Below are 23379 nucleotides of genomic sequence, written 5' to 3'. Positions count from 1 at the left end.
TATCAATGGACGGTCAACCTGTGAATTTCGTCACTCATGCCCACGGGCAAGGCTATGCGGATCTCAACCCAGTGATTCCGGAACTCGTTGAAAGCGTCGATTACTGGAAAGGCCCGTTTTTCGGGCAACTTGGCGATCTAAGCACGGCTGGTGGCGCAAAATTCAATTTTTTCGATACACTTCCGGAGGGCATTGCCACCGTGGGGATCGGGCAGCACAATTATTTCCGCGGATTGATCGCGGATTCCATTGATTTAGCCGCTCCTGCTTCATTTGATGCGAAGTCCCCCGCTCTCCCGGATGTCCGTTCCTCGCTGACTTATGCCTTCGAATACAACTATTATGACGGACCATGGAATCGCGAAGGAAACTCTGAAAGGCTCAATGGTTTCCTGAAATATTTCAGGAAAAGTAGTAGAGATAGCTTCAGTCTTACAGCAATGGGCTACGACGCGGATTGGGATTCCACCGATCAGATACCGCGCCGTTTAATCGATAGCGGTGGCATCGGACGCTACGGAAATTACGATAACTCGGTTCGGGGTGACTCCAGCCGTTATAGTCTCATGGGAGAATGGAATCGTGACGAATCCAACGGCAGAACCCACGCCGATTTCTATGTCGGAAAGTATGATTTGGATCTATTTTCCAACTTCACTTATTTTCTCAATGATTCGACAAACGGCGATCAGTTCGAGCAACAGGATGAGCGTTGGTTTCTAGGTGGAGAAGTTAATCGGATGTGGGAATTTTCCGAAGGCAACTCGGTAACTGTCGGTCTACAGACCCGTCACGATATTCTTGATGGAATCGGTCTGTATAATACGACTGGCACGGTTCGCACCAGCCCCGTGAGAGTGGACGACGTATATGAAAGCTCCCTCGGCATCTATGCCACAGCCGATTATCGGATGAATGATTGGTTCCGCGTGCAGCCATCGCTACGGGCGGACGGATTTTACTTCGATGTAGATAGTAACAATCCTGCCAATTCTGGAGACACCACAGATGGAATCATCAGTCCCAAGCTGAACCTCATCTTTGGGCCATGGCAAGATACGGAAGTCTACGCCAGTGCCGGCACCGGCTTCCACTCAAACGATGCCCGTGGAACCAGTATAACAATCGATCCGATGACGGGGCTGCCCACCGATTCTGTGGATCCTCTGGTGCGGACCTATGGATTCGAGCTGGGGGCCCGAACGGAGCGTTTCGATGACATCGTCAGCACGGTCTCGTTTTTCTATCTCCATAGTGATTCCGAGCTTTTGTATGTCGGGGACGCAGGGACATCGGAGGCGGGCCCGGCTACCGAGAGATATGGTGTCGAGTGGGCGCTCTACTGGAAACCAACCGACTGGCTGAGCTTTGACAATGAACTAACTCTCAGCAAAGGCAGATTGTTGGATGTAGGCTCTGACGATGAAATTCCCGGAGCAGTCCCTATTACCATGAATACCGGAATAACCGTTGGAAAAAGCGAAGGTGCGTTCGGAAGTTTGCGCTCGCGTTATTTCAGCCCACGTCCGCTGATTGAAGACGGCAGCGTGGATTCGCGCTCCAGCTGGCAGATTAACGGCCGCGTCGGATATCGCAAAAACGATTGGGAGCTGGCGGTTGATGTGCTGAATATTCTAGGCCGCGAGGACAATGATATCGAATACTTCTACACCTCTAGACTACCCAGTGAAGCTCCAGGTGGTGTGGACGATATCCATCTCCATCCAGCAGAGCCCCGGACCTTCCGGATCTATTTGACGAAACACTTCTAGCCGATCGTCTGGGCCAGCTGCTGTGGATTTTGTTAGCTTCACAGCAGCTGGCATCTCAGTTATCAAATCCGGAGAAATGAATCGAATCGCGCTGTTAATCCTGATCTTCGCTTCTGCCGGAGCGATAATTCCTGCGTATTTTGCGTCAGGATTCAGACACATTTTTCCCGAAGGACCGGATCACATTCTATTTCTCTTAGCGCTGTTCTTCCTTACGAAAAAAGCCGGTGATCTTCTCATCCAGCTGACGCTCTTCACCCTCGCCCACTCTCTGACTCTAGGGCTTTCTCTCTATGGTATCCTCGCTTTACCAGAAATTTTTGTAGAGACGGCCATCGCGCTGAGCATTAGCTACGTTGCTCTGGAAAACCTTTGGAAGGATTCCCTTAGTTCAGGAAGATCATGGATGGTATTTGGCTCGGGGCTGGTTCACGGTTTGGGTTTTGCGCATTCTTTCAGTCATTTCCGTCCTGACGGGAAAGACTTCATACCCGCTATTTTCAGTTTCAACGTGGGTATCGAATTCGGCCAGATCGCAGTGATCGGAGTCGCATGGCTTCTAACAGCCGCATGGCGCAACGATGAAAAATACCGCAGAATTATTGCAAAGCCGGCCTCATGTCTAATCGCTCTCTCAGGAATCTATTGGGTTGTTCAAGCAGTCGCGCCCGCTTAGTCCCAGACACTCTCCTGATCTAAAATTCATCTATGTTCGCAAATCCCTACGGCCTTCTCGCATTGCTCGCCATACCGGTGATCCTTGCGATTCATTTTCTTCAGCGAAAGTCGATCACCCTACCCGTTTCGACGCTATTTTTGTTGGAACGGACTCAACGCGAGGCAACATCGGGAAGACGCTTTGAACGGTTTATCCCTTCTGTTCCCCTATGGATGCAGCTTCTGGCAATTTTACTTCTTACGTGGTTCCTGGTGGAGCCGCGGTTCAAGAAAGAGAATTCGGTTCATAGAGTCGCCATTGTAGTTGATTCCTCCGCTTCGATGTCCGTATTCAAATCCGCTGCGGTGGATGCACTCCGGCAAACACTCCCCGGTCTCCAAGGAATCGCCGCGACTATGGAGTTAACACTGTTGCCTTCTGTTCCGAACTCGGCCCGACTTTACTCAGGATCTTCTCCGGAAGCCTTGTTGGGAGTTCTGGAAAATTACGAACATCATACCGGAGTCATCGATCCATCTTATGCCTTACGACTGGCTCGATCGATTGTTTCAGGAGACGGAACCGTTATTTATCTCACCGATACCCCGTCGGAAGGTTTGCCGTATGAAGCCCGGCTGATCTCCGTTGGAGAACCGACCCCCAATGTTGGCTTCACGGGAATTACCTTCGAGGAGAAACAGGGTGCACTGACCTTTCAAGCGATCATTCGCAATTATGATAAAGTTCCTGCTTCGCGGAAATGGTCATTGCTCAGTTCCGCTGGCAGAACTGAGCCACGAGCTTTCGAGATCGATCCGAATTCTTTTGTGACCATTCAAGCCGATTTCCCGATCGATGCGCAAGATGTTCGTCTTTCTCTCACGCCCGACGGGTTCACGCTGGACGACACCCTGCCACTCATCGCTCCGAAGCCAAAGAGTCTCGATATATTTACGGCGGTTTCCCCGGGTCTCAAAGGGCTTTCGGATAAACTGCTGCGCTCATTGAATGCCGCCAAGGCCAGCAACGACATCACCTCGTCGGATCTTGTGATCACATCCTATGATCCGCTCGATCCCGCGATTCCTGAGACCAATGCAATCCTCTTTGTGGAAGATCCCACTTCTCAGGGAAAATATCTTAAAGGCGGAATTCTGGCAGAAGCCCACCCACTGATGGATGGTGTGAACTGGCAGGCACTTTTGGTGCGGGAGACACTGGAGTTACCGCGCCTTCCATCAGACAGAGTGCTACTGTGGCAGGAAAAACGTCCGCTGATTTTTCTTAGGGAAAATGCAGGAAGGCAGATCTTGTGCTTCAATTTTGACCTCCGGCTCTCCAACGCAGTTCAACAACCTGCTTTCATAGTCCTACTCCACCGTTTTGCCGAAGGCATCCGTGCAAAGAAGATTGCTCCAGAGCATCTGAACCTGGAAACAGGCCAAAGACTGAACTTAGCAACCATCAAGGCTGCTCCTGTGGAAATAAATGCGACAGATCTGAAAGGGAGAGAGCTTGGCCCACCCGGAGAAAACCGCGCACCCCCGGTTCCGGGATTTCTAACCATATCCCAAAATGGAGACCCATTGCTCAAGGCTGCAGTCCATTTCGCGGATACCCGCGAGGCCGATCTCACATCGTGCGCTCCCGGGGAAATTTCCGAAATTACTACCGCCGCATCGCTCGAACTCCACACAGGCCCTGACCCATTCAAAAGACTTTGGCTATTGCTACTACTGCCGGTTCTGTGCACGGCATGGTTTTTTACCAGTAGAAAAACTTCATTACGCCAGCCCGATGTCCTCGCAAGCTGAGTCGGATTGCTGTCGCTTCCTAGAGCTTGACCAAGGCTTTTCCCATTTTCTTATCGCCATTGAAAAGCGCCATGAAAGCCTCGGGCGCGTTTTCCAATCCTTCGGTTACGCTCTCTTCCCAGGTAATCATACCCTCGTCAATCCAGTGATTCATATCAGTAAGGAATTTTTCACGAAGTGACTCGTGATCCCGGACGATGAAACCCTGCATCTTGACTCTTTTCCCGATGATCTTGAAAAGATTCGCCGGTCCCGGCTTTGGCTTTTCATCGTTGTAGCCAGAGATCATGCCGCAACAGACAATGCGTCCAAAATCTCTCATGTTATCAATCGCACCGGCCAAATGATCGCCGCCTACATTGTCAAAATAGACGTCAATTCCATCCGGGAAATGATCTTTCAGCGTCGAGGAAACATCGGAAGTATCATGGTAATTGAACGCTTCATCCACTCCGGCATACTCCTTCAGCCATTCGATTTTTTCACGGGAGCCGGCACTTCCAACCACACGACAGCCCTTTAGCTTCGCAATTTGACAGACAATGGAACCCACCGCTCCGGATGCCGCAGATACGAAGACATTATCACCGTCCTTAAGTTCGCCGATTTCCAGTAATCCCGCGTAAGCAGTCATTCCGGTCATTCCGAGAATACTCAGAAAACAGCTCAAAGGCGTGGATGATGCATCTACCTGGACGATCCTCTCTCCATCCGAGATCCAGGTATCTCTCCATCCGGAGTTTCCCAGAACGTGGCAGCCTACTGGAAATTTCTCATTTCGGGACTCCAGGACCACTCCCACGCAGCCGCCTTCCATCGCCTCTCCGATGCCGAATGGTTCGACGTAGCTGGCCCCTTCTTTCATACGGCCACGCATATATGGATCCACGGAAATCCACTTATTTTCAACGATGAATTCTCCCTCGGCGGGCTCAGGCAATGGAACTTCCACAAATTGAAAATTATCCGGTTCAGGCATTCCCGCAGGTCTGGACTTTAGTTGGATTTGACGAGAGATCCGATGACTCATGGCAGCAAACTTGCACACTCCCTGTAAAAGGGCAAACGGAGGATTATTGATTTCCTGATTATCGACAGAATGGGAAGATCTTGCACAGGCTCGTTTTTCGTCCCCATGGCATAGGAGGACGTTCCCCACCGACTTGTCATTTTCCATTAAAACCGGTCTTTTGTATTTCCTCTATTGGAGCTATCCTCATGACATGAACAAAAAAGCCCTTTTGCCAGTTCTCCTTGCCTTTGGAGTCGTAGGCTGCGCCGGCCCCAGGATCGAATCCATTACCATGAATGGAGTGACTCGGTTGCAAGTGCAAGCACCCGGAAGGCAGCAAAATGTGCCGGCAACCAGTCAACCACGCCTGCCGCTTGGCACGGTCTTCAAAGGGGAATCGAAGTTTTACGCAATTGTGGCAAAAGCAGAGCGCGAAGGTTGGCGAAAGCTTCCGATTGGCGAAAGAACGGCACGCATCGCGAGAGAGATGATCGGGGTTCCATACGTAAATTACAGTCTGGAAGTGGATGATAAAATCGAATCTCCGGTGGTTAGCCTTACTGGCATGGATTGCTGGACATACTATGAGAATGCGTTGGCGATTTCCCGGATGCTCGCTTACAAGCCCGGCCCATATAAACCAGAGGACATGCTGCAGATGGTCGAGATCGAGCGTTACCGCGATGGAGTCTGCACCGGAAATTATCTCTCCCGCCTGCACCATCTGGAAGAAGTTTTCCATGACAATCAGCGGCGCGGCTACGCGGCGAACATCACATCACGAATTCCCGGCGCACGCCGTATGCGGAGGGAAATCAAGGAGATGACCGTGCAATGGAAGAACTACCGCTATCTCAGAAACAATCCTTCACTGATCGAGCCTATGGGAAAAATCGAAGCCCAGGTGTCAAAACTTCCGGTATATGAAATCTCGAAGGATCGTGTCAGGGCGGCGGAAAATTATCTTCAGAATGGAGATATCTGCGCGATCACGACCACTTGGAAAGATGGATACACCTCCCATGTCGGGCTGATTATGAGGATCAAGGGCCGCGCTTATTTCTGCCACGCAACTTCTGACCGCGACAAGGGACGGATGACAATCATCGATCGCCCGATCACCGATTATCTGGCCGGCTCCTCAAAACATTCAGGAATTGTAATTTGCCGTCCATTCGACGTCCCCCCCTCCCCTCTATGGCAGAAAAATGTCGTCGGCAGGTGAATTGAACGCCTCGGATTCCAGTCATACAAATAACAGGAGAAAACTTAGTCTCTCTCCGCAACAATTGCTCGGATCCGGTGTTGATCAAACACATGGTTCTCAGCGGAAACCCACATTTTAGCTACGTGACGGAGGAAACCCAAGCGCACTCTCAGATCGATGCCGATACGGCAATCGATCACCAACTTATGGCGGCAATCACCACCGGAGATCATCGGGCGTTTCGTCAGCTGGTAGAACGCCATCAAAATGCGGTGGTGGGCACGGTCTCAAAAATGCTGGGCAACGCAAATGACTCGGAAGATATTGCGCAACAAGTTTTCATCCGGGTCTGGAAACACGCGAAACGGTATAAGCCGGACAATAAATTCACGACTTATCTCTACACGATTGTCAGAAACCTCGTCTACAACGAGTCCCGCCGTAGATCCCGCAAAAAAACAGTATCCAGCGACCAGCGCGAAGAGGATTACCATCTTCAGCACCCGGCCGATTCCTCAGCTCAGCCGGACTCCACACTCCTCAATGCCGAGCTACGCCTGGCAATCGATACCGCGATACAAAATCTTCCCGAAAACCAGCGCATGGCAGTTATTCTCCGGCGCTATGAGAATCTTCCCTATGAGGAGATTGCACAAGTTCTTGGAGCAACCGTGCCCGCTGTCAAAAGCCTGCTATTCCGGGCCCGCACAACCTTGCGGGAGACTCTGGCGGATTATATGGAAAAGTAGTGTCCAAACTATTCTTCCAGTAGGTATGCCATTTCACCTCCGAGGGCCGAAAGCCGGTCTTTTTCGTCCTCGGTAAAATCGTAAGGCTCCATCTTTCCGATTCCAATCGTCCCGCGGACCGTAGTGCCGTCCTCGTGAAAAATCGGGACAGCTAATGAACCCGAGACACCGGTCTTTCTGGCATCTTGTTTCGCCACGCCGCCAAGATCTTCCTGTAAATTGCATAGTTCCACGGGTTCTTTCGTCGAAGCCGCAACACCTGCTATCCCTTTTCCGAACGGGATCTTCGAGATTTTTTCCAGCAGGAAATCCGGAACTCCGATCTGGGAAACAAGATACAACCAATCCCCCTCAGCACGATGCAATGTGCCTGTCTGGCACCCGAATTCTTTCAAAACTGCTTCCAATTCCATGACTGCATTGCTCATGAAGAGAAATTAAATCCAGACTCACCCATTGTCGATAGCCCACCTATCAATCAACCCAAAATCATTGGGAGAATTCGAGGCCGCTCATCAATTCGTCGCCCGCATTTCCACTGAGTCGATTAGTCGAGAAACTATCGGAATCCAGTCCTTTCTCAATAACCAGTCCGGGCCCCTGGTTTGAGGTGATCACATTTTCCTTCACGAGAACTTCTGCGGATTTCCGTTTCACTACCATGCCACCGAGAATATTTTTCTCCAGCTTATTGCCGCTCACCTGGCCGGATCCCGCGCTACTGAGGACCATTCCATATTCCCGATTCGCCGTGAGGGAATTGTCGAGAACCGTCGCAGAAGCCTGATCGTTATCGAGGTGTATCCCGTTGCGGCTGTTCCCCGTGCATTTATTGCCACTCAGGATCACCGCAGCTCCATTCCAGCTTTCGATTCCGTTTTGATAATTTTCAACCAATTGGTTTTCCACAGCCTCCAGCAAACTCCCCGCGCCTACGACGGCAATGCCGTTCCAGCCGTTTTCATTGAACCGGCACCTCATCACTTTGGAATGCCCTCCGTCGATGATCGCCAGCCCGTGTCCGCTACCCCGCTCAAAGCTACAATCAGAAAAATCAGCTCCGGCTCCTCTCACCAGGGCCAGCGCATAACGGTTTTCCCCAGCATCGAATTCCTTGTGCCGTATCGTCAATCCACTCAGTCTGGCTCCGCGCACACCTTCGACCACTGTAAAAACACTACCCGTGGCAGCCTGGCACTCGGTGATGGTCTTTCCTGTCACACCTTCGATTTCCACGCCGGCTTTTATAACATAGGGGCCCTCCCAGATCCCTTCACCAATGACCAATCGATCTCGATCCCGCGCAGCGTCCAAGGCTTCCTGAACAGTCGCAAAATCATCCGGGACTCGTATAGTCCGGGTATAGGCCGCCATTTTTTCATACCTGGCAGAAATTTCCTTTTCCCCGGGTGCCAGCAGCATTGCCTCGCGCAGCCATTCTATCGCTTCCTCATCAAAGACCCACGTATCTCTTTTTTTAGCCTTTGCGAGTAATTCTCTGGCCCTTTCCAGATCCACCAGGGCTTTTGCCTGGGCTTTTCTGGCTTCGGCCAGCAATTGCTTTGCCTGGGAGTCTTCCGGCACCGCAGTAAGCAGATCGGTCGCACCAGCAATGGCTTCGTCGAACTTACGGTCTTCGATCTGTTCCCGCACCAAATCAAATACGGCTTGGCGTTCTTCCTCCACTTTCGAAGCCGCTATTCTGTCCAACAAAGCGGTGATTTCGACTTCATCTGGATATTTCTCCAAAACTCTCCGTGCTGCCTGTTCAGCGTCATCCCAGCGGCTTGCTTCAAACGCGGCAATCGCCTCTCCTTTCCAGTAGCCAATGAATTGGTTCTGTTCCTCAATCATCCCGGCTTCAATGCTACGGTGTCCGATGGATACCAGCTCGGAGCCGAGATCAATCTCTTCGATTTCATCGAAGGCCTTTTTCGCCTCCGGCCACCTCCGGTTCTCGATAAAAATAGCCCCCTGCCGCTCCAATAGAGCAATCCGAGCCTGCCGGGCCATCTCCCGGTCATTCTGGACCTTGAGAAAGCTCCATCCCCCGAAACCCACCACCGTGAGCAATAGCAGGATCCAGCAAACCATTCGGAAAGCCTTACCCGAAGAAATATCTTCCTCTTCCTTTGGGATCGCAGGCAGTTCCTGGGAAATCACCGGCAGCCCGACCTGTGAGACAACTCGATTCTCCGGGGTAAAAACCGCACTCCCTCTCTTGGGTGACGGTTCATCGGACTCGCGGGTTCCAGACGCTTGATCCGGGATCTTCGGCACCAGCCCCAGTGCCTCCAGATACTCCCTGACGGCCGCCAGGGCTTTATCAAATTCCACCAGGCCTTCCTGATACTTTTTTTCCAGAGCCTCATTCGGGGCGGTCCGGACCATGTCCGCAATCTTCTCTCTGACAGCCTTGAACTCTTCAAGATGAGGGCGTGGATCTTCATCCTGTCCCAGTCCCAAAATTTTTCGTGCCTCTGTCAAAGTCATCTTGTGTCCCTTATCCCCCCTGAACATTTAAAAGAAAAGCCTACAAATAAGGATATTTAGGTTCTGACCGAGACTCATATTGCCCGACATATCGAAAAAAAGTCTTAAACAAACCTTTGGACAATCGGCATGCGTCGGCCCATGCCAAAGGCTTTGGATGTCACCCGCAAGCCAGGAGCTGCTTGCTGGCGTTTCCATTCGTTCAAATCCACGCGCCTCTGGGTCCAACGCACCATTGTCTCCTCGAAGCCTCTTTCCACAATCTCCTCCGCTCCAAGCTGCCGCTCGACATACAGCTCAAGAATCGCATCCAGGACATCGTATTCCGGCAATGTATCCTGATCTTTCTGGTCAGGTCTAAGTTCAGCACTCGGTGGCTTTTCAATTGTGCTCCACGGAATCCGCTCGCTCTCCCGATTCACCCATTTCGAGACCTCGAAAACTTTGGTTTTTGGCAAATCCGAAATTACTGCCAGACCGCCACACATATCTCCGTAAATTGTGCAATACCCTACCGCCAGCTCGCTTTTGTTACCTGTGGTGAGCAATAGATGATTGTCCTTGTTCGACAAAGACATGAGGAAAAGCCCACGGAGCCTGGCCTGCATGTTTTCCTCCGTCACATCTTCCTTTCGTCCTTTAAAAACCGGAGACATCGCGTCTTTGACCGCTCCGAACGCTCCGGAAATCGATATCTCATCGCAGCGGATTCCCAGATTCGCCGCCAGGGCAAAGGAATCATCGACACTGCCGCGGGATGAATAAGGGCTAGGCATTGTGAGACCTCTGACGTTCTCCGCGCCCAAGGCATCGGCGGCAATAACAGCGGTAAGTGCGGAGTCAATTCCTCCACTCAGACCAAGACAAACACTGGAAAATCCGCACTTGTGGACATAATCCCTGAGACCCAGCACCAGCGCATTATAGAGCTGCTCGGAATCCTCCGTAGGCAATATTTCGGCATCCTTTGCTTCGAAGATATCGAGAACCCTGCACCCCTCGTCAAATCCTCCCATCTGCGCCACAATTTCTCCCGAAGCGTCAACAGCCATCGAATGGCCGTCGAAAACGAGTTGATCATTTCCTCCGATGGAATTGCAATAGACGATCGGCACGGCTGATTCCTTTGCAACCGAACCGAGCATTTCCCGTCGGTTCGCAGGTTTTCCCAAATGATAGGGCGAGGCACTGAGATTGATCAGCAGATCGATATTTTTGGCGCAAAGCTCCCGAACCGGGTCCCGGTCATAAAACGGACGCTGAAGATAATCTTCCGTCCAGATATCTTCGCAAATTGTAATACCAATGCGCTTTCCCTTCCAAACGACCGGTTCACAGACTTCATTTGGCTCGAAATAACGGCGTTCATCAAAAACATCGTATGTCGGAAGCAGCGTCTTCCATATCTTTCGTTTGATTTCGCCGTTTTCCAGCCACGCCACAGCGTTCCTGAACGGTTTGCCGACGCAGCCTTCATGAAAATCCACATAACCTACCAATAGTGGGACATTCTTTATTTCATCGGCCAGATAGTCCAGGGCCTGCAAACACTTCGGGACGAATTGACTCTTGAATACTAGATCACGGGGCGGATAGCCCACCAGGCTCATTTCCGGAGTCACGACAATCTCCGCGCCCTTCTCAAGGCACTCGCGATATGCAGCCAGGATCCTTTTCGCATTCCCCGGAAAATCTCCAACCACTCCATTGATCTGTGCAATTCCAACTCTCATAGCTCTCCGCCAAGAAATCATCCCTCAGCGGGGAACACCACCTGCATTTACAAAAAAAATCCCCACGAGCGTCCTACTTCATATCCTTGCGTTTTGTTTTCCCCGCTGATTTGAATTTGCTGCCGGCGATCATGACTTTCACTCCCCGGGATTCAAAACGCGCGATGATCTCAGGAGGCGCACCTTCATCGGTCACCAGAATATCGATCTGTCCTGCTTCCGCAAAACTGTATGAGCTACGGATGCCTAGCTTGCTACTATCCGCCAAGACGACCACCCTGTCGACGCGCTCGATGAGCCGTTCCTTGAGGACACCATGGCCGTGATTCAGATCCATGGCACCACGCTCGGGGTCAAAGGCATCGACACCTAGAAAAGCTGTCCGGATGACAAAACGCCTGGAGGCATCTTCCGCCATCGGCCCCGTATAGCTGCGGGATTGGTTTTCATAAGTGCCTCCCGTGCACACCAGAGAAATATCATTTCTTCCCGCCAGACTTACGACGATGTGATGGGCGTTTGTCACCACGGTCAAAGGAAGTGCCGGCAAATGATCGGCAAGACGCAAAACCGTTGAACTGGCATCCAGGAAAATTGTTTCCTGCGGCGAGATGAGATCCGCCGCCGAGAGTGCTATGAGATCCTTTTCCCGCTCATTGATCGCGACACGTTCCGGCAAGGGAAGCTCAAAACGTTCCGGAGCTAGGCGCAAAGCTCCGCCATGGTTTCTCACAAGCCTCCCCAGCTGCTCCAAAACCTTCAGATCTTTTCTGATCGTTTCATCGGAAACACCATAAAGTTCGACCAGTTCATAGGTGCGGACAGAGCCTTCGGATTGCACTTGTTGCAGAATTTTTCGCTGACGTTCGGATACCAACATAGTTTCGAGGTAAATTCTCTGAATTATTTTCCCAATAAAGTCCAATTTATTTTATTGAATTTCCAACACAAAAACTCGTGTTTCAGTTGGATTCGGCCCTAAAAAAGTTCAAAAAATCGCTCAAAACTTGGATTTATTGATTTAAACCTAAGCCATTAATCCCTTTTGCTATAAGCTTTTTTATTGTGATCAATGAAATCCAAGTAAAGATTTCAACCAATCGATGGAACCGGACTCTTCCGCCATTGAAGATCCAACAAAAAACAAAAACTCATTATGAAACCCAATTCATTAGGTATAGCTCTCGGCCTCTTGGGGCTTGTTTCCACCACCGTGCATGCAGGGAGTAAAAATAACGGCAATAACGGCTCCTTCTTGGTTGATCCTTCACCGGAAGGTCCGTGGTTCAGGGCAACGTTGACAGCAGGTTTTGAAAGTTTGCACGTTTACAGGGGTGTGGACTCCTCCTCCGGAAACCCAATTGCCTGGGAGGCGATCGATCTTGATTTCTTCGATCATGTCCATCTCAACCTCTTCAATGGCAATTCGTTCAATGGCGAATACGGAGAGCTGACCCCAAGCGCATACCTTTACCATGATTTCGGTCCCTACACGGCATCCGCAGGGATGATCTGGTATCACTTCCCCGGAGAAGACGGAATCGATAGCGAAGAATACTTTTTCAATCTGACCAGAGATCTTTCGGCCGGTTTTGCTACCTCCGCCTGGTTCTCCTATAATGCCCGTAGTAATGGATGGTATCATGAGGTAAAACTAAGCCATTCTCTGGAACTCTCGAAATCCACCACCCTGGTCAGTTATGGAGTGCTGGGATACTCGGAAAACTACCGAACGGGAGGCAATGGATTGGACAATCTCACGTTCGCCGTCGGCCTTCCGGTCACTCTGGCCGAGGGGCTGACTGTAAAGCCACTCGCCGGGTATTCTTTTGCCCTGGATGCGCTCGATACTGATAACGAAGCGTGGGTAGGATTAAACCTGTCATACACATTCTGAATTTTCGAAACAGCTGGATTAAAATAAATATCAAACCCATAATTAACAAATGAATCCATATCTCGCGGAATTTATCGGGACGGCAATTCTGATCCTTCTGGGAAACGGAGTGGTTGCGAATGTTGTCCTGAAACAGAGCAAGGGACAGAATGGCGACTGGATGGTGATAACCACTGGTTGGGGACTTGGCGTGGCGATGGCAGTCTACTCCGTGGGCCGGATCTCGGGCGCTCATCTCAACCCTGCGGTCACCGTGGCATTGGCTTCCATAGGTGATTTCTCCTGGTCACAGGTGCCGGGCTACATTCTGGCGCAGATTGCAGGTGGCGCGACGGGTGCGACTCTCGTCTGGCTCACCTATCTGGCTCACTGGGCGGAGACTGATGACAAGGCCGGGAAACTTGCTTGTTTCTCGACCGCACCGACGATCCGCAAGACCGGTCCGGCACTGATCACCGAGATTATCGGCACAGCGATGCTTGTCTTCGGTGTGCTGGCCATCGGGAAAATAGGAGCCGGTATTCCTGCCGCTGAACTTGAAGCACTGGGCAATGTTCCACCTCTCTTGCAGGCGTTGGTCGCCACTTGGTGGAGCCCGTTACTTGTCGGCTTGCTGGTTGTTTCCATCGGGCTTTCGCTTGGCGGACCCACGGGTTACGCGATCAATCCAGCCCGGGATCTCGGCCCACGCATCGCCCACCAATTACTACCGATCGCCGGAAAAGGTGGCTCGGACTGGAGATATGCCTGGGTCCCGATAATCGCCCCGTTGATTGGCGGGGTGGCCGGTGCATTTCTGTATCGCGCCCTCTTTTCGGCCTAACAAATTTATTAAACTAAGAAACCCAACGATAACTTAAAAAAATTATGAAATCCGAACAATTCATCCTAGCCCTTGATCAGGGAACGACAAGCTCACGGGCTCTCGTCGTGAATCACGCAGGGGAAGTCGTGGCAGTGAGCCAAAAAGAATATACTCAAATTTATCCGAAACCGGGTTGGGTCGAGCACGATCCCATGGAAATCTGGGCCAGCCAAACTGCGGTGGAAGCGGAGGCGCTCGGAAAAGCGGATCTACGCCATCGGGACATCGCCGCGATAGGTATCACAAATCAGCGCGAAACGACCGTTGTGTGGGACAAAAACACCGGCAAACCCGTCTACAATGCCATCGTCTGGCAGGATCGGCGCACGGCTGACTACTGCGCGAAGCTTAAAGAGGAAGAAGGGCTGGAGCACAAATTCGGAGACAAAACAGGGTTGCGTCTTGATCCGTATTTTTCAGGCACAAAGCTCCGCTGGATTCTGGAGAACGTGAAGGGTGTCCGCGAGCGGGCGGAAGCCGGCGATTTGTTGTTTGGAACAATCGATAGCTGGCTGGTGTGGAAACTCACCGATGGGGAAGTCCACATCACGGACGCGACCAATGCCTCGCGGACCTTGCTCTACAACATCCACGAAGATGATTGGGACGATGAGATTCTGAAAATTTTCAATATCCCCCGCTGCATGCTCCCGGAAGTGAAAGGCAGCAGCGAGATTTATGGCCACACGACGAAAAAAGTCCCCATCGCCGGTATCGCGGGCGATCAGCATGCGGCACTTTTCGGACAAGCTTGCTTTGAGCCCGGAATGGCGAAGAACACCTACGGCACGGGTTGTTTCCTGCTTATGAACACCGGTGAAAAAGCCATCCGCTCCAAGAATAATCTTCTGACCACCATCGCTTGGCGCATCAACGGAATCACCGAGTATGCGCTTGAGGGATCGATCTTCATGGGCGGTGCGGTGGTCCAATGGCTGCGCGATGAGCTCCAGCTGGTCCGCTCTGCGGAGGAATGCAGCCAACTCGCCTCCGAGGTGCCTGATGCAGGGGGTATGTATCTGGTGCCGGCCTTCGCTGGATTGGGGGCACCCCATTGGGATCCGTATGCACGGGGTGCGTGCGTGGGGATGACCCGCGGCACAAATCGCAAGCATTACTGCCGTGCGGCCCTGGAAGCAATCGCCTATCAAAGCGCTGACCTAGCGGACTGCATGGAAAAGGATGCCGGGATGCCAATGACGGAACTGCGCGTCGATGGCGGAGCTTCCCGCAGCACACCACTCATGCAATTCCAATCGGATCTCCTGAAACTCAACGTAGTGCGGCCGGAGAATGTCGAAACCACTGCCCTCGGTGCCGCTTATTTGGCAGGGCTCGCAGTAGGCTTTTGGGAAAGCAAGGAAGACATCGTGGCCCGGTGGAAAGAAGGTGCTAGATTCAAGCCTGAACGCGAGGACTCCGAAATGAACGCACTCGCAACCGGATGGAAACGCGCAGTCGAACGCGCAAAAGCATGGGAACTCCCAGAACAAGAATCATGAAACGAGAACAATCACTCAATCACATTAAAAACGCCAAGGAACCCTACGATTTTTGCATTGTCGGCGGTGGCGCGACCGGTCTCGGCGCTGCTGTGGACGCAGCATCCCGCGGACATTCCGTCGTCCTGATCGAACAGGCGGATTTCGCAAAAGGCACTTCCTCACGCTCAACGAAACTCGTCCACGGCGGCGTGCGTTATTTACAGCAAGGTAACATATCCCTTGTCCTGGAGGCTCTTCGCGAGCGTGGCAGACTTACTAAAAACGCTCCCCATCTGGTCCACGATTTATCCTTCGTGATTCCGAACTATAGCTGGTGGGAAGGCCCTTTCTACGGAATCGGCATGAAAGTATATGATCACCTTGCAGGTAAGCTTGGCCTTGGTCCGAGCCGCTGGCTTTCAAAGGAGGAAACGATCAAACGCATTCCAACCGTGGAAACCGAGAGTCTGACGGGCAGCGTTGCTTATCATGACGGGCAGTTCGATGACTCCCGACTCGCGGTAAATCTCGCTCAAACGGCCGCTGGTCTCGGTGCGAAAATCGTTAACTACGCGAAATGCACCGGCTTGCTGAAAACTGACGGGATCATTTCCGGAATCGAGGCAATGGATGCGGAATCCGGAGAAGCATTCCAGGTTCGCGCCCGCTGTGTGATCAATGCTACGGGAATCTTCGTGGATGAACTACGTGCGAAGGATGAGAAAACCGCCAAGCCGATGGTAACCGTCAGTCAAGGCATACACATCGTGCTTCCCAAGGAATTCCTACCTGGAAACTCCGCGATTATGATTCCGAAGACCGCGGATGGCCGGGTTCTCTTTGCCGTGCCATGGCATGATTGCGTGGTGGTTGGCACCACCGATACGCCTCTTCCGGAGAAATCGCTGGAGCCGCGTGCTCTGGCTTCCGAAGTGGAATTTATCATGGAACATGCCGCAAAATATCTCACCAAAGACCCTCGCCCCGAGGATGTTCTCAGTATTTTTGCAGGCCTGCGCCCGCTGGTCAGTTCCGGAGACAGTTCGGATACGGCGGCGATTTCACGCGATCATACCATTGTCGTCAGCAACAGCGGTCTCATCACTGTCACGGGTGGGAAGTGGACAACCTACCGGAAAATGGCGGAGGACGTGATTGACCAGGCGGAAATGGTCTCGGGCGTGGAACAGAAACCCTGTGAAACCGCGACATTGCAGATCCGGGGCTGGACACGTGGAGAAATTCCAGAGGCAAACCTCCGGCCCTATGGTTCTGATGCAGCAGGCATCCGCGCCTTGGACGATAGTAGGCAAATTCATCCGTCGCTCAGCCTGACTGCTGCGGAAGTGCGCTGGCACGCCCGCGAGGAGATGGCGAGAAGTGTGGAGGATGTCCTCGCCCGCCGCAGCCGCTGTTTACTACTCAATGCCAAAGCAAGCATCGAGGCATCCGCTGAGGTGGCAAGAATTCTCGCGGAGGAATTGAACAAGAGCGAAGACTGGATAGCCGGACAGATCGCGGACTACGAAACCCTGGCCAGAGGCTACGTTTTCGGTGATCCAGCGAGCACCGCCGCTCCCGCCACATCATAATGGATTACTGAGATACTCTTTTCCTCAAGAAAAACGGCTACGGCCAACCCGTCTGGAAATTTCCCTTTGCCGACCATACGTCCGGCAATCTTTTCCAGGCGGGTTTTTCGCATTCCCGATCCGACAGGAAGAGATTTTGGAACTTTTTTGCGTATTATGCGAATTGGCGGCTTCCCAAAGGGTTGACCTTGCGAAAATCCTGATTACACATACCCCGCATGAAGCAAGACGATTCCCAACCGCAAGACGAAACCCCAGAATCCACGGAGGAGATCGATGCCACAACAGCAAATCCGGAAAGCCAGGAAGCTGAGCCGGCTGCAGAACTCGATCCGTGGGAACAACTCGAGGCAGAAGCAGCAAAGTGGAAGGAAGTTTCTCTCCGCACCGCCGCTGAGATGGACAATCTCCGCAAACGCACCGCCCGCGAACGCGAGGAAGCCATTCGCTATGCGAACCAGCGCCTCCTTGAGGACCTTCTTCCGGTGATCGACAATTTCGAGATGGGTATGCTAGCCGCGGCACAAGACACATCTTCCATGATCTACATTGGCATGGAAATGGTCCGCAAGCAGCTCAACGACTTTTTGACCAATCAGGGTGTTGAGGAAATCTCGACCGTAGGTCAGTTCGATCCAAACCTTCACGATGCGGTCTCCCAAGAGCCATCGGACCAGCCTGAGGGCGAAATCATTCGCGTAACCCGCCGTGGTTTTAAAATCCGTGATCGCCTCCTGCGCCCCGCTTCAGTCGTCGTCGCAGCAGCTGCGGATCCTGAACAACCTGCCTGATAAAACAGACGGTATTTTCACACATCAAGTTTTTACTCTTTCATACGAATGCCTCGCGATTATTACGAAATTCTAGGTGTCTCCAAATCGGCTGACGCTGCAGAAATCAAAAAAGCCTACCGGAAGCTGGCGGTAAAATACCACCCGGATAAAAATCCCGGCGATCCTACCGCCGAAGACAAGTTCAAGGAACTGGGCCAAGCTTATGAAGCGCTTTCCGATCCGGACAAACGCGCCGCATACGATCGTTACGGTCATGATGCATTTTCCGGTGGGATGGGCGGTGGACGTGGTGGTTTCCACGATCCCGCTGATATTTTCTCACAGGTCTTCGGCGGAGCCTTCGGAGGTGGCTTTGAGGAATTCTTCGGCGGCGGAGGATCTTCGCGGAAGCGTTCCGGCAAGCAACGCGGCTCTGATCTCCGGTATGACATGGAGATCACTCTTGAGGAAGCTGCCACGGGAGTGGAAAAGGAGCTTGAGATCGAGCGCAACGTCCCGTGTGGAAAATGCAATGCCACCGGCTCGAAAGGCTCGGGCGGAGTCAAAACCTGCTCCACATGCGGTGGCCGCGGCGTCGTCGGCAGGCAGGCGGGGATTTTCATCCAGCAATCGACCTGTCCGGAATGCCGTGGCAATGGCGAAATTGTCTCAGATCCATGCAACGAGTGTCATGGCGAGGGTCGTGTGGAACGAAGCACACGTATCAAGCTGCGCATTCCCGCAGGTGTGGACACAGGTGTTCGCCTGCGTTCCACGGGGAATGGAGATGCCGGTGTCCGCGGAGGTCCGGCCGGTGATCTGTATGCTTTCCTCCACGTCGAGGACCACGATGTCTTTGAGCGCGAGGGCACAACGCTTTTCTGTGATGTTCCACTACCTTTCAGCACAGCCGCCCTCGGTGGCGAACTCAAGGTTCCGACCCTTGACGGCAAGGCCTCGATCAAAATCCCGACAGGCACCCAGGGAGGCACGACTTTCCGGGTCAGGGACAAGGGAATGCCTTCTTTATCCGGTGGCCATCGCGGTGATCTCAACGTCACTGTCCAGGTAGAAGTGCCGACGAAGCTGAACAAAGAGCAACAGCAAAAACTCCGCGCTTTCTCAGAATCCATCGGCGATCACAACTCGCCGATTCACGAAGGTTTCCTGGAGAAGGCGAAGCGTTTTTTCGAGCTCTAGGATTTCGCTGAGAAATATCAAATTACTGAAAGCTCGCCCAACGGTGGCGGGTATCCATTCACTTGGTATTTGTGGCTTTGGAAGCCACAATCCTTGCGCTCCAGCCCTATATTCTCAAACGCTTTCCATCGTTCATGCCTTTTTTATTGCAACATACCGACGAGAAGACTTCCGCGCGCGCCGGTCTGCTAACTCTCCCGCATGGCGATGTGGAAACACCCATCTTTATGCCCGTGGGCACACAGGGATCGGTGAAAACCCTCCATCCTGCGGAGCTCGAAGATCTGGGTGCCCAGATAATTCTGGGGAACACCTATCACCTTTGGCTCCGCCCGGGACATGAGCTGATCAAAAACTTCGGGGGTCTCCATGATTTCACCACCTGGCGGAAGCCCATGCTGACCGATTCAGGCGGCTTCCAAGTTTGGTCACTCGCGAAGATGCGCAAAATCACGGAGGAAGGCGTTCGCTTTCAATCCCATCTGGATGGATCGAAAATGATGCTTACCCCCGAGCTGTCCATGGAAATCCAGGCTTCGCTTGGCTCGGATATCGCCATGCTTTTCGACGAGTGTCCACCCTACCCCTGCGAGGAAAAATACGCGTCGAAATCCCTCGATCTAACCACCCGCTGGGCCAAACGCTGCAAAGACTGGATCACCGAAAACCAGCCTCTCACCAACGCTCTGCCACAACACCATTTCGGCATTGTCCAGGGATCAATTTACGCGGATCTGCGTGAGCAATCCGCCCGCGAGCTTGTGGAGCTGGATTTCGACGGCTATGCCGTCGGCGGTGTCTCCGTCGGGGAGCCGGAAGAAGAAATGTTCCGTGCGATCGATAACGCTGTGCCATTTTTACCGAAAGATAAACCGCGCTACGCGATGGGACTCGGCACACCTCCACAGATCCTTGAGATGATTTCGCGCGGTGTGGACATGTTTGATTGTGTGATGCCCACCCGCATCGCTCGTCATGGTGTGGCATTTACCTTGGACGGACCGATACATATCAAGAATCTCGTCCACGCAAACGATCAACGCCCCTTGTGCGAATCCAGCCATCCGCATGTGTCCCGTTTTTCCCGTTCCTACATCCGCCATCTGTTCCGGGCAGGTGAAATGCTCTCTTTACGATTGCTTTCCTTCCATAATCTGCATTTCTACCTGTCCCTCACACGCCACGCGCGGGAAGCGATACTGGCGGGAACCTTTTCAGAATTCAAAGAATCTTTCATCCAACGATACAACGCCAAGCAAACCGAATCATGATCAACTTATTCAATACTCTCGCCCAAGCCACAGCCCCAGCAAAGCCTGAAGGCATCCAGGCAATCATCGGCAGCGGACCGTTCATGTTCGCGGTGATGATCATCATGTTCTACTTTTTGCTGATTCGTCCCCAGCAGCGCCAACGCAAAGAGCAGGCGGCACGCATCGCGGCATTGAAAAACGGCGACAAGGTCGTCACCACTGCCGGGCTTCATGGATTAGTCCACAATGTGAAAGAAAAAACCGTCATGGTGAAAGTCGCGGAAGGCACCAATCTTGAGTTTGATAAAGCCGCTATCGCCTCTGTCATCAAAAAAGAAGCTTAAGCGATCCCTTTTCCAGATTACCGCTATTTACTTCCACTGAATCCACCCATGTTAGCGCTCATTTTCTTCAAGGATCCATTAGTCCTGTTCCTGACAGGCATCACCCTCCTGATACTGTTTTTCTGGTATTTCGCCACGGAAATCGAGCGCCGCAAGCGCAATATCGGCACGGTATTGCTTCTCGGCATCTGTGCTCTTTGTGCGTTTGCCATATTCCCTCCGAAAGACCGTCTGAAAGGTGGTATCGACATTATCGGCGGTTCTGCTTTCTCCCTCCGTATCCAGCCTAAGGAAGATGCCAATGGGGAGTTGATGAAAGTCACTGAAGATCAGGTGGAAGAGGCGATCCGCGTTATCGAAGGCCGTTTGAACTCCATGGGCACTTCGGAGCCCCTGATTGCTCGCCAAGGTGATGATGGTATCCTGGTTCAAATGCCGGGTGTGGAGCCACAGGAATCCGCCCAGATCCGTGAAACCCTGGAGACTGTCGCAAAACTGGAACTCCGTGAAGTCTCCACCCGCAATGGCGAAGCCAGTCCGGATGGCAAATCCCTGGCTCAGAGAGTCCTCGATGGAGATGAAATCGTCCCTGGCTACCGGGCATACGAGTTGACCCAGGAAGACGAAGACGGCAACGAATTCACCACCCCCATCCTCCTCAACCGCCGTGCGGCGCTGGGTGGCTCGGATATCGCCAATGCCTATCCTTCCCCATCCCGCCAGGATGCGGTGGATATCACGCTGAATCGTGAAGGCACCGACAAGATGATCGCACTCACAGCAAAAATGCGCCCGGGAATCGATCGTATCGCTATCGTTTTGGATGGAAAAGTGCTCAGCGCTCCAGTGGTTCAAAGTGTTCCTCTGGGCAAAAATTTCGTGATCAACGGACTTAACGAACCGGGCGAAACGAAAAAACTCGCGAACGCCCTGATGAACCCATTGGAAAACCCGCTCATCGTTGAAGAAGAACGCAGCGTCTCCCCGACTCTCGGTTCCGCATTCGTCAAGCAAGGCATTTCGTCCGGTCTTGCCGGTCTTCTGCTCACCGCGATTTTCATTCTCATTTACTATCGCACGGCGGGCCTTGTTGCATGTATCGCGTTGGTAGTTAACGCGGTAATTCTCTTCGGCGTCATGGCCATGTTCGGTTTCACCTTCTCCCTTCCGGGTATTGCCGGCCTGATCCTTACCATCGGTATGGCGGTCGATGCCAACGTTCTGATCTATGAACGCCTCCGGGAAGAAATGGAGAATGGAAAATCTCTCAAAAACGCAATTGGTTCCGCATACGAAAAGGCATTCTCCTCCATTTTGGATGCCAACCTGACCACTCTGATTTCGTGCGTTATCCTCATTGCGATGGCGAGCGGCAGCGTAAAAGGCTTCGCACTTACACTAACGATTGGTCTCGTCGCTTCCATGTTCTCGGCAATTCTGGGAACCCGTGTCCTTTTCCGCTGGGGAATTGACACCGGTGTTTTGCGGAACCTTTCGTTTTTGAACCTCATCAAATCCTCCACCTTCGATTTCGTTGGAAAAGCGAAGGCCTGCGCGGTTGTCTCGTCGGTTTTGATCGTTATCTCTCTTGCGACATTTGCGGTGAAGCAGAAGGCAGCATTGGGCGTCGATTTCACAGGAGGCACGGTCATCACTTTCCAGATTGGTGATGAGGTTATCCCGTTGGACGATGTGAATGCGGCTCTTTCGAAGGCCAGGCTCACCCGCGAGGCTTTCCCACAGGAACAAACGATTCCGGGAAGCGGCACGCTCCTTACTATCCGCGGTGATAGCAAAGACGCAGAAAGCATTGTCGAAACACTCCGGGCAGAAATCCCGTTTTTAGGAGAAACAGCCGATGATGGAAGCTACGTGCAGGCAGCATCAAAGGAACAGGTCTCCGCAATCATTGGCGGCAGTTTCTTGAAAGAAGCAGTTTTAGCCCTCTGCGTCGGAGTGATCGGAATTTTCACCTATATTGTTCTCCGCTTCGAGCTATCTTTCGCGGTGGGTGCCATCGTGGCTGTGCTGCACGACATACTCATCGCCATCGGTATTGTCGTTCTCATCGGCGAGCAACTTACTCAGATCCATGTTGCCGCGATTCTTACGATCGCCGGTTATTCCATCAACGACACGATCATCGTCTTCGACCGGATTCGTGAAACCGTGCTAATCCGCACGGGCGATGTCCGCGATATCATGAATGAGGCAATCAATACGACACTCTCAAGAACTTTGCTCACCTCTTCCACCACTATCCTTACCGTCCTGATTCTTGCGATCTTCGGTGGTGCGGCACTGCGTGATTTCTCGATGACGATCCTGGTAGGTTTGGTAGTCGGAACCTACTCCTCGATATTTGTTGCTTCCCCGATTGTTCTTTGGCTCTCCGAGCGTAAAGGTGGCAACCTCCGCAAGGACGTTCTCGCTACAACGCTCGCCCAGGAATCCATGAAGGGCGAGATCCCGGAGTAATCGGCGGACGAAAATGCTCTGTCCTGTGAGAGCAAAATGAAAAATTCAAAAGGGC

General features: G+C 52.4%; 19 protein-coding genes. 14 read left to right on the top strand and 5 right to left on the bottom strand.

From position 1 onward, the window contains the following. Nucleotides 1-5 precede the first annotated feature (5 nt). The 3 genes from ACFSSA_RS15425 to ACFSSA_RS15415 all read left to right on the top strand — a co-directional run bounded on the left by ACFSSA_RS15425 (nt 6) and on the right by ACFSSA_RS15415 (nt 4244). Complete coding sequence (locus ACFSSA_RS15425; RefSeq protein WP_386821526.1) at nt 6-1772, top strand: TonB-dependent receptor; 1767 nt, start codon at nt 6-8, stop codon at nt 1770-1772. A gap of 76 nt (nt 1773-1848) precedes the next feature. Beyond that, nucleotides 1849-2448 (top strand): HupE/UreJ family protein, encoded by a 600-nt coding sequence (locus ACFSSA_RS15420; RefSeq protein ID WP_386821525.1) that lies wholly within the window; start codon nt 1849-1851, stop codon nt 2446-2448. A gap of 32 nt (nt 2449-2480) precedes the next feature. After that, the gene (locus ACFSSA_RS15415; protein WP_386821524.1) at nt 2481-4244 is read left to right on the top strand and encodes a BatA domain-containing protein; all 1764 of its coding nucleotides are present in this window, start codon (nt 2481-2483) and stop codon (nt 4242-4244) included. 19 nt (nt 4245-4263) lie between these two features. Here ACFSSA_RS15415 and ACFSSA_RS15410 read toward each other — a convergent pair whose 3' ends face one another. Next, nucleotides 4264-5274 (bottom strand): NADP-dependent oxidoreductase, encoded by a 1011-nt coding sequence (locus ACFSSA_RS15410; RefSeq protein ID WP_386821523.1) that lies wholly within the window; start codon nt 5272-5274, stop codon nt 4264-4266. A gap of 193 nt (nt 5275-5467) precedes the next feature. Here ACFSSA_RS15410 and ACFSSA_RS15405 point away from each other — a divergent pair, with 193 nt between their 5' ends. After that, the gene (locus tag ACFSSA_RS15405) at nt 5468-6481 is read left to right on the top strand and encodes an N-acetylmuramoyl-L-alanine amidase-like domain-containing protein (RefSeq protein WP_386821522.1); all 1014 of its coding nucleotides are present in this window, start codon (nt 5468-5470) and stop codon (nt 6479-6481) included. Between the two features lie 77 nt (nt 6482-6558). Beyond that, nucleotides 6559-7212 carry an RNA polymerase sigma factor gene (locus ACFSSA_RS15400; RefSeq protein ID WP_386821521.1) on the top strand — a complete coding sequence of 218 codons (654 nt, stop codon included), beginning with the start codon at nt 6559-6561 and terminating at the stop codon, nt 7210-7212. An 8-nt stretch (nt 7213-7220) separates the two neighbouring features. Here the strand turns inward: ACFSSA_RS15400 and ACFSSA_RS15395 are convergent, their stop codons facing one another. The 4 genes from ACFSSA_RS15395 to ACFSSA_RS15380 all read right to left on the bottom strand — a co-directional run bounded on the left by ACFSSA_RS15395 (nt 7221) and on the right by ACFSSA_RS15380 (nt 12318). Further along, nucleotides 7221-7640: a GAF domain-containing protein gene (locus ACFSSA_RS15395; protein WP_386821520.1), complete on the bottom strand. Its 420-nt coding sequence runs from the start codon at nt 7638-7640 to the stop codon at nt 7221-7223. Between the two features lie 61 nt (nt 7641-7701). Next, nucleotides 7702-9705, bottom strand: a complete 2004-nt coding sequence (locus ACFSSA_RS15390; protein ID WP_386821519.1) for a right-handed parallel beta-helix repeat-containing protein — start codon at nt 9703-9705, stop codon at nt 7702-7704. Nucleotides 9706-9809: 104 nt separating this feature from the next. Next, nucleotides 9810-11438 (bottom strand): NAD+ synthase, encoded by a 1629-nt coding sequence (locus ACFSSA_RS15385; protein WP_386821518.1) that lies wholly within the window; start codon nt 11436-11438, stop codon nt 9810-9812. Between the two features lie 73 nt (nt 11439-11511). Then, nucleotides 11512-12318: a DeoR/GlpR family DNA-binding transcription regulator gene (locus ACFSSA_RS15380; RefSeq protein WP_386821517.1), complete on the bottom strand. Its 807-nt coding sequence runs from the start codon at nt 12316-12318 to the stop codon at nt 11512-11514. A gap of 276 nt (nt 12319-12594) precedes the next feature. Between ACFSSA_RS15380 and ACFSSA_RS15375 the strand changes: the two genes are divergently transcribed. The 9 genes from ACFSSA_RS15375 to secD all read left to right on the top strand — a co-directional run bounded on the left by ACFSSA_RS15375 (nt 12595) and on the right by secD (nt 23324). Further along, nucleotides 12595-13335, top strand: a complete 741-nt coding sequence (locus ACFSSA_RS15375) for a hypothetical protein (protein WP_386821516.1) — start codon at nt 12595-12597, stop codon at nt 13333-13335. Nucleotides 13336-13384: 49 nt separating this feature from the next. After that, entirely contained in the window at nt 13385-14158 is a 774-nt protein-coding gene (locus ACFSSA_RS15370) for an MIP/aquaporin family protein (protein ID WP_386821515.1), read from the top strand. 44 nt (nt 14159-14202) lie between these two features. Next, nucleotides 14203-15702: a glycerol kinase GlpK gene (gene glpK / locus ACFSSA_RS15365; protein ID WP_386821514.1), complete on the top strand. Its 1500-nt coding sequence runs from the start codon at nt 14203-14205 to the stop codon at nt 15700-15702. Further along, nucleotides 15699-17276, top strand: a complete 1578-nt coding sequence (locus ACFSSA_RS15360) for a glycerol-3-phosphate dehydrogenase/oxidase (RefSeq protein WP_386821513.1) — start codon at nt 15699-15701, stop codon at nt 17274-17276. The genes glpK and ACFSSA_RS15360 overlap by 4 nt, the downstream gene beginning before the upstream one ends. Nucleotides 17277-17494: 218 nt before the next feature. Next, entirely contained in the window at nt 17495-18067 is a 573-nt protein-coding gene (grpE, locus tag ACFSSA_RS15355) for a nucleotide exchange factor GrpE (protein WP_386821512.1), read from the top strand. A 48-nt stretch (nt 18068-18115) separates the two neighbouring features. Further along, nucleotides 18116-19249 carry a molecular chaperone DnaJ gene (dnaJ, locus tag ACFSSA_RS15350; RefSeq protein ID WP_386821511.1) on the top strand — a complete coding sequence of 378 codons (1134 nt, stop codon included), beginning with the start codon at nt 18116-18118 and terminating at the stop codon, nt 19247-19249. A 134-nt stretch (nt 19250-19383) separates the two neighbouring features. Next, nucleotides 19384-20520 (top strand): tRNA guanosine(34) transglycosylase Tgt, encoded by a 1137-nt coding sequence (tgt, locus tag ACFSSA_RS15345; RefSeq protein WP_386821510.1) that lies wholly within the window; start codon nt 19384-19386, stop codon nt 20518-20520. Further along, entirely contained in the window at nt 20517-20846 is a 330-nt protein-coding gene (gene yajC, locus ACFSSA_RS15340) for a preprotein translocase subunit YajC (protein ID WP_386821509.1), read from the top strand. The genes tgt and yajC overlap by 4 nt, the downstream gene beginning before the upstream one ends. Nucleotides 20847-20894: 48 nt before the next feature. Further along, complete coding sequence (gene secD, locus ACFSSA_RS15335) at nt 20895-23324, top strand: protein translocase subunit SecD (RefSeq protein WP_386821508.1); 2430 nt, start codon at nt 20895-20897, stop codon at nt 23322-23324. The last annotated feature ends 55 nt before the right edge of the window (nt 23325-23379 follow it).

This window comes from Luteolibacter algae (genome assembly GCF_042683045.1).
Classification (GTDB): domain Bacteria; phylum Verrucomicrobiota; class Verrucomicrobiia; order Verrucomicrobiales; family Akkermansiaceae; genus Luteolibacter; species Luteolibacter algae.
This window is presented reverse-complemented; position numbering and strand designations above follow the sequence as displayed.

Coding starts and splice junctions, on each gene's coding strand:
- ACFSSA_RS15380 (WP_386821517.1), bottom strand. CDS start 12,318: ATGTTGGTATCCGAACGTCAGCGAAAAATTCTGCAACAAGTGCAATCC.
- ACFSSA_RS15415 (WP_386821524.1), top strand. CDS start 2,481: ATGTTCGCAAATCCCTACGGCCTTCTCGCATTGCTCGCCATACCGGTG.
- ACFSSA_RS15360 (WP_386821513.1), top strand. CDS start 15,699: ATGAAACGAGAACAATCACTCAATCACATTAAAAACGCCAAGGAACCC.
- secD (WP_386821508.1), top strand. CDS start 20,895: ATGTTAGCGCTCATTTTCTTCAAGGATCCATTAGTCCTGTTCCTGACA.
- ACFSSA_RS15375 (WP_386821516.1), top strand. CDS start 12,595: ATGAAACCCAATTCATTAGGTATAGCTCTCGGCCTCTTGGGGCTTGTT.
- ACFSSA_RS15395 (WP_386821520.1), bottom strand. CDS start 7,640: ATGAGCAATGCAGTCATGGAATTGGAAGCAGTTTTGAAAGAATTCGGG.
- ACFSSA_RS15420 (WP_386821525.1), top strand. CDS start 1,849: ATGAATCGAATCGCGCTGTTAATCCTGATCTTCGCTTCTGCCGGAGCG.
- ACFSSA_RS15410 (WP_386821523.1), bottom strand. CDS start 5,274: ATGAGTCATCGGATCTCTCGTCAAATCCAACTAAAGTCCAGACCTGCG.
- ACFSSA_RS15385 (WP_386821518.1), bottom strand. CDS start 11,438: ATGAGAGTTGGAATTGCACAGATCAATGGAGTGGTTGGAGATTTTCCG.
- ACFSSA_RS15425 (WP_386821526.1), top strand. CDS start 6: ATGGACGGTCAACCTGTGAATTTCGTCACTCATGCCCACGGGCAAGGC.
- ACFSSA_RS15405 (WP_386821522.1), top strand. CDS start 5,468: ATGAACAAAAAAGCCCTTTTGCCAGTTCTCCTTGCCTTTGGAGTCGTA.
- glpK (WP_386821514.1), top strand. CDS start 14,203: ATGAAATCCGAACAATTCATCCTAGCCCTTGATCAGGGAACGACAAGC.
- tgt (WP_386821510.1), top strand. CDS start 19,384: ATGCCTTTTTTATTGCAACATACCGACGAGAAGACTTCCGCGCGCGCC.
- grpE (WP_386821512.1), top strand. CDS start 17,495: ATGAAGCAAGACGATTCCCAACCGCAAGACGAAACCCCAGAATCCACG.
- ACFSSA_RS15370 (WP_386821515.1), top strand. CDS start 13,385: ATGAATCCATATCTCGCGGAATTTATCGGGACGGCAATTCTGATCCTT.
- dnaJ (WP_386821511.1), top strand. CDS start 18,116: ATGCCTCGCGATTATTACGAAATTCTAGGTGTCTCCAAATCGGCTGAC.
- yajC (WP_386821509.1), top strand. CDS start 20,517: ATGATCAACTTATTCAATACTCTCGCCCAAGCCACAGCCCCAGCAAAG.
- ACFSSA_RS15390 (WP_386821519.1), bottom strand. CDS start 9,705: ATGACTTTGACAGAGGCACGAAAAATTTTGGGACTGGGACAGGATGAA.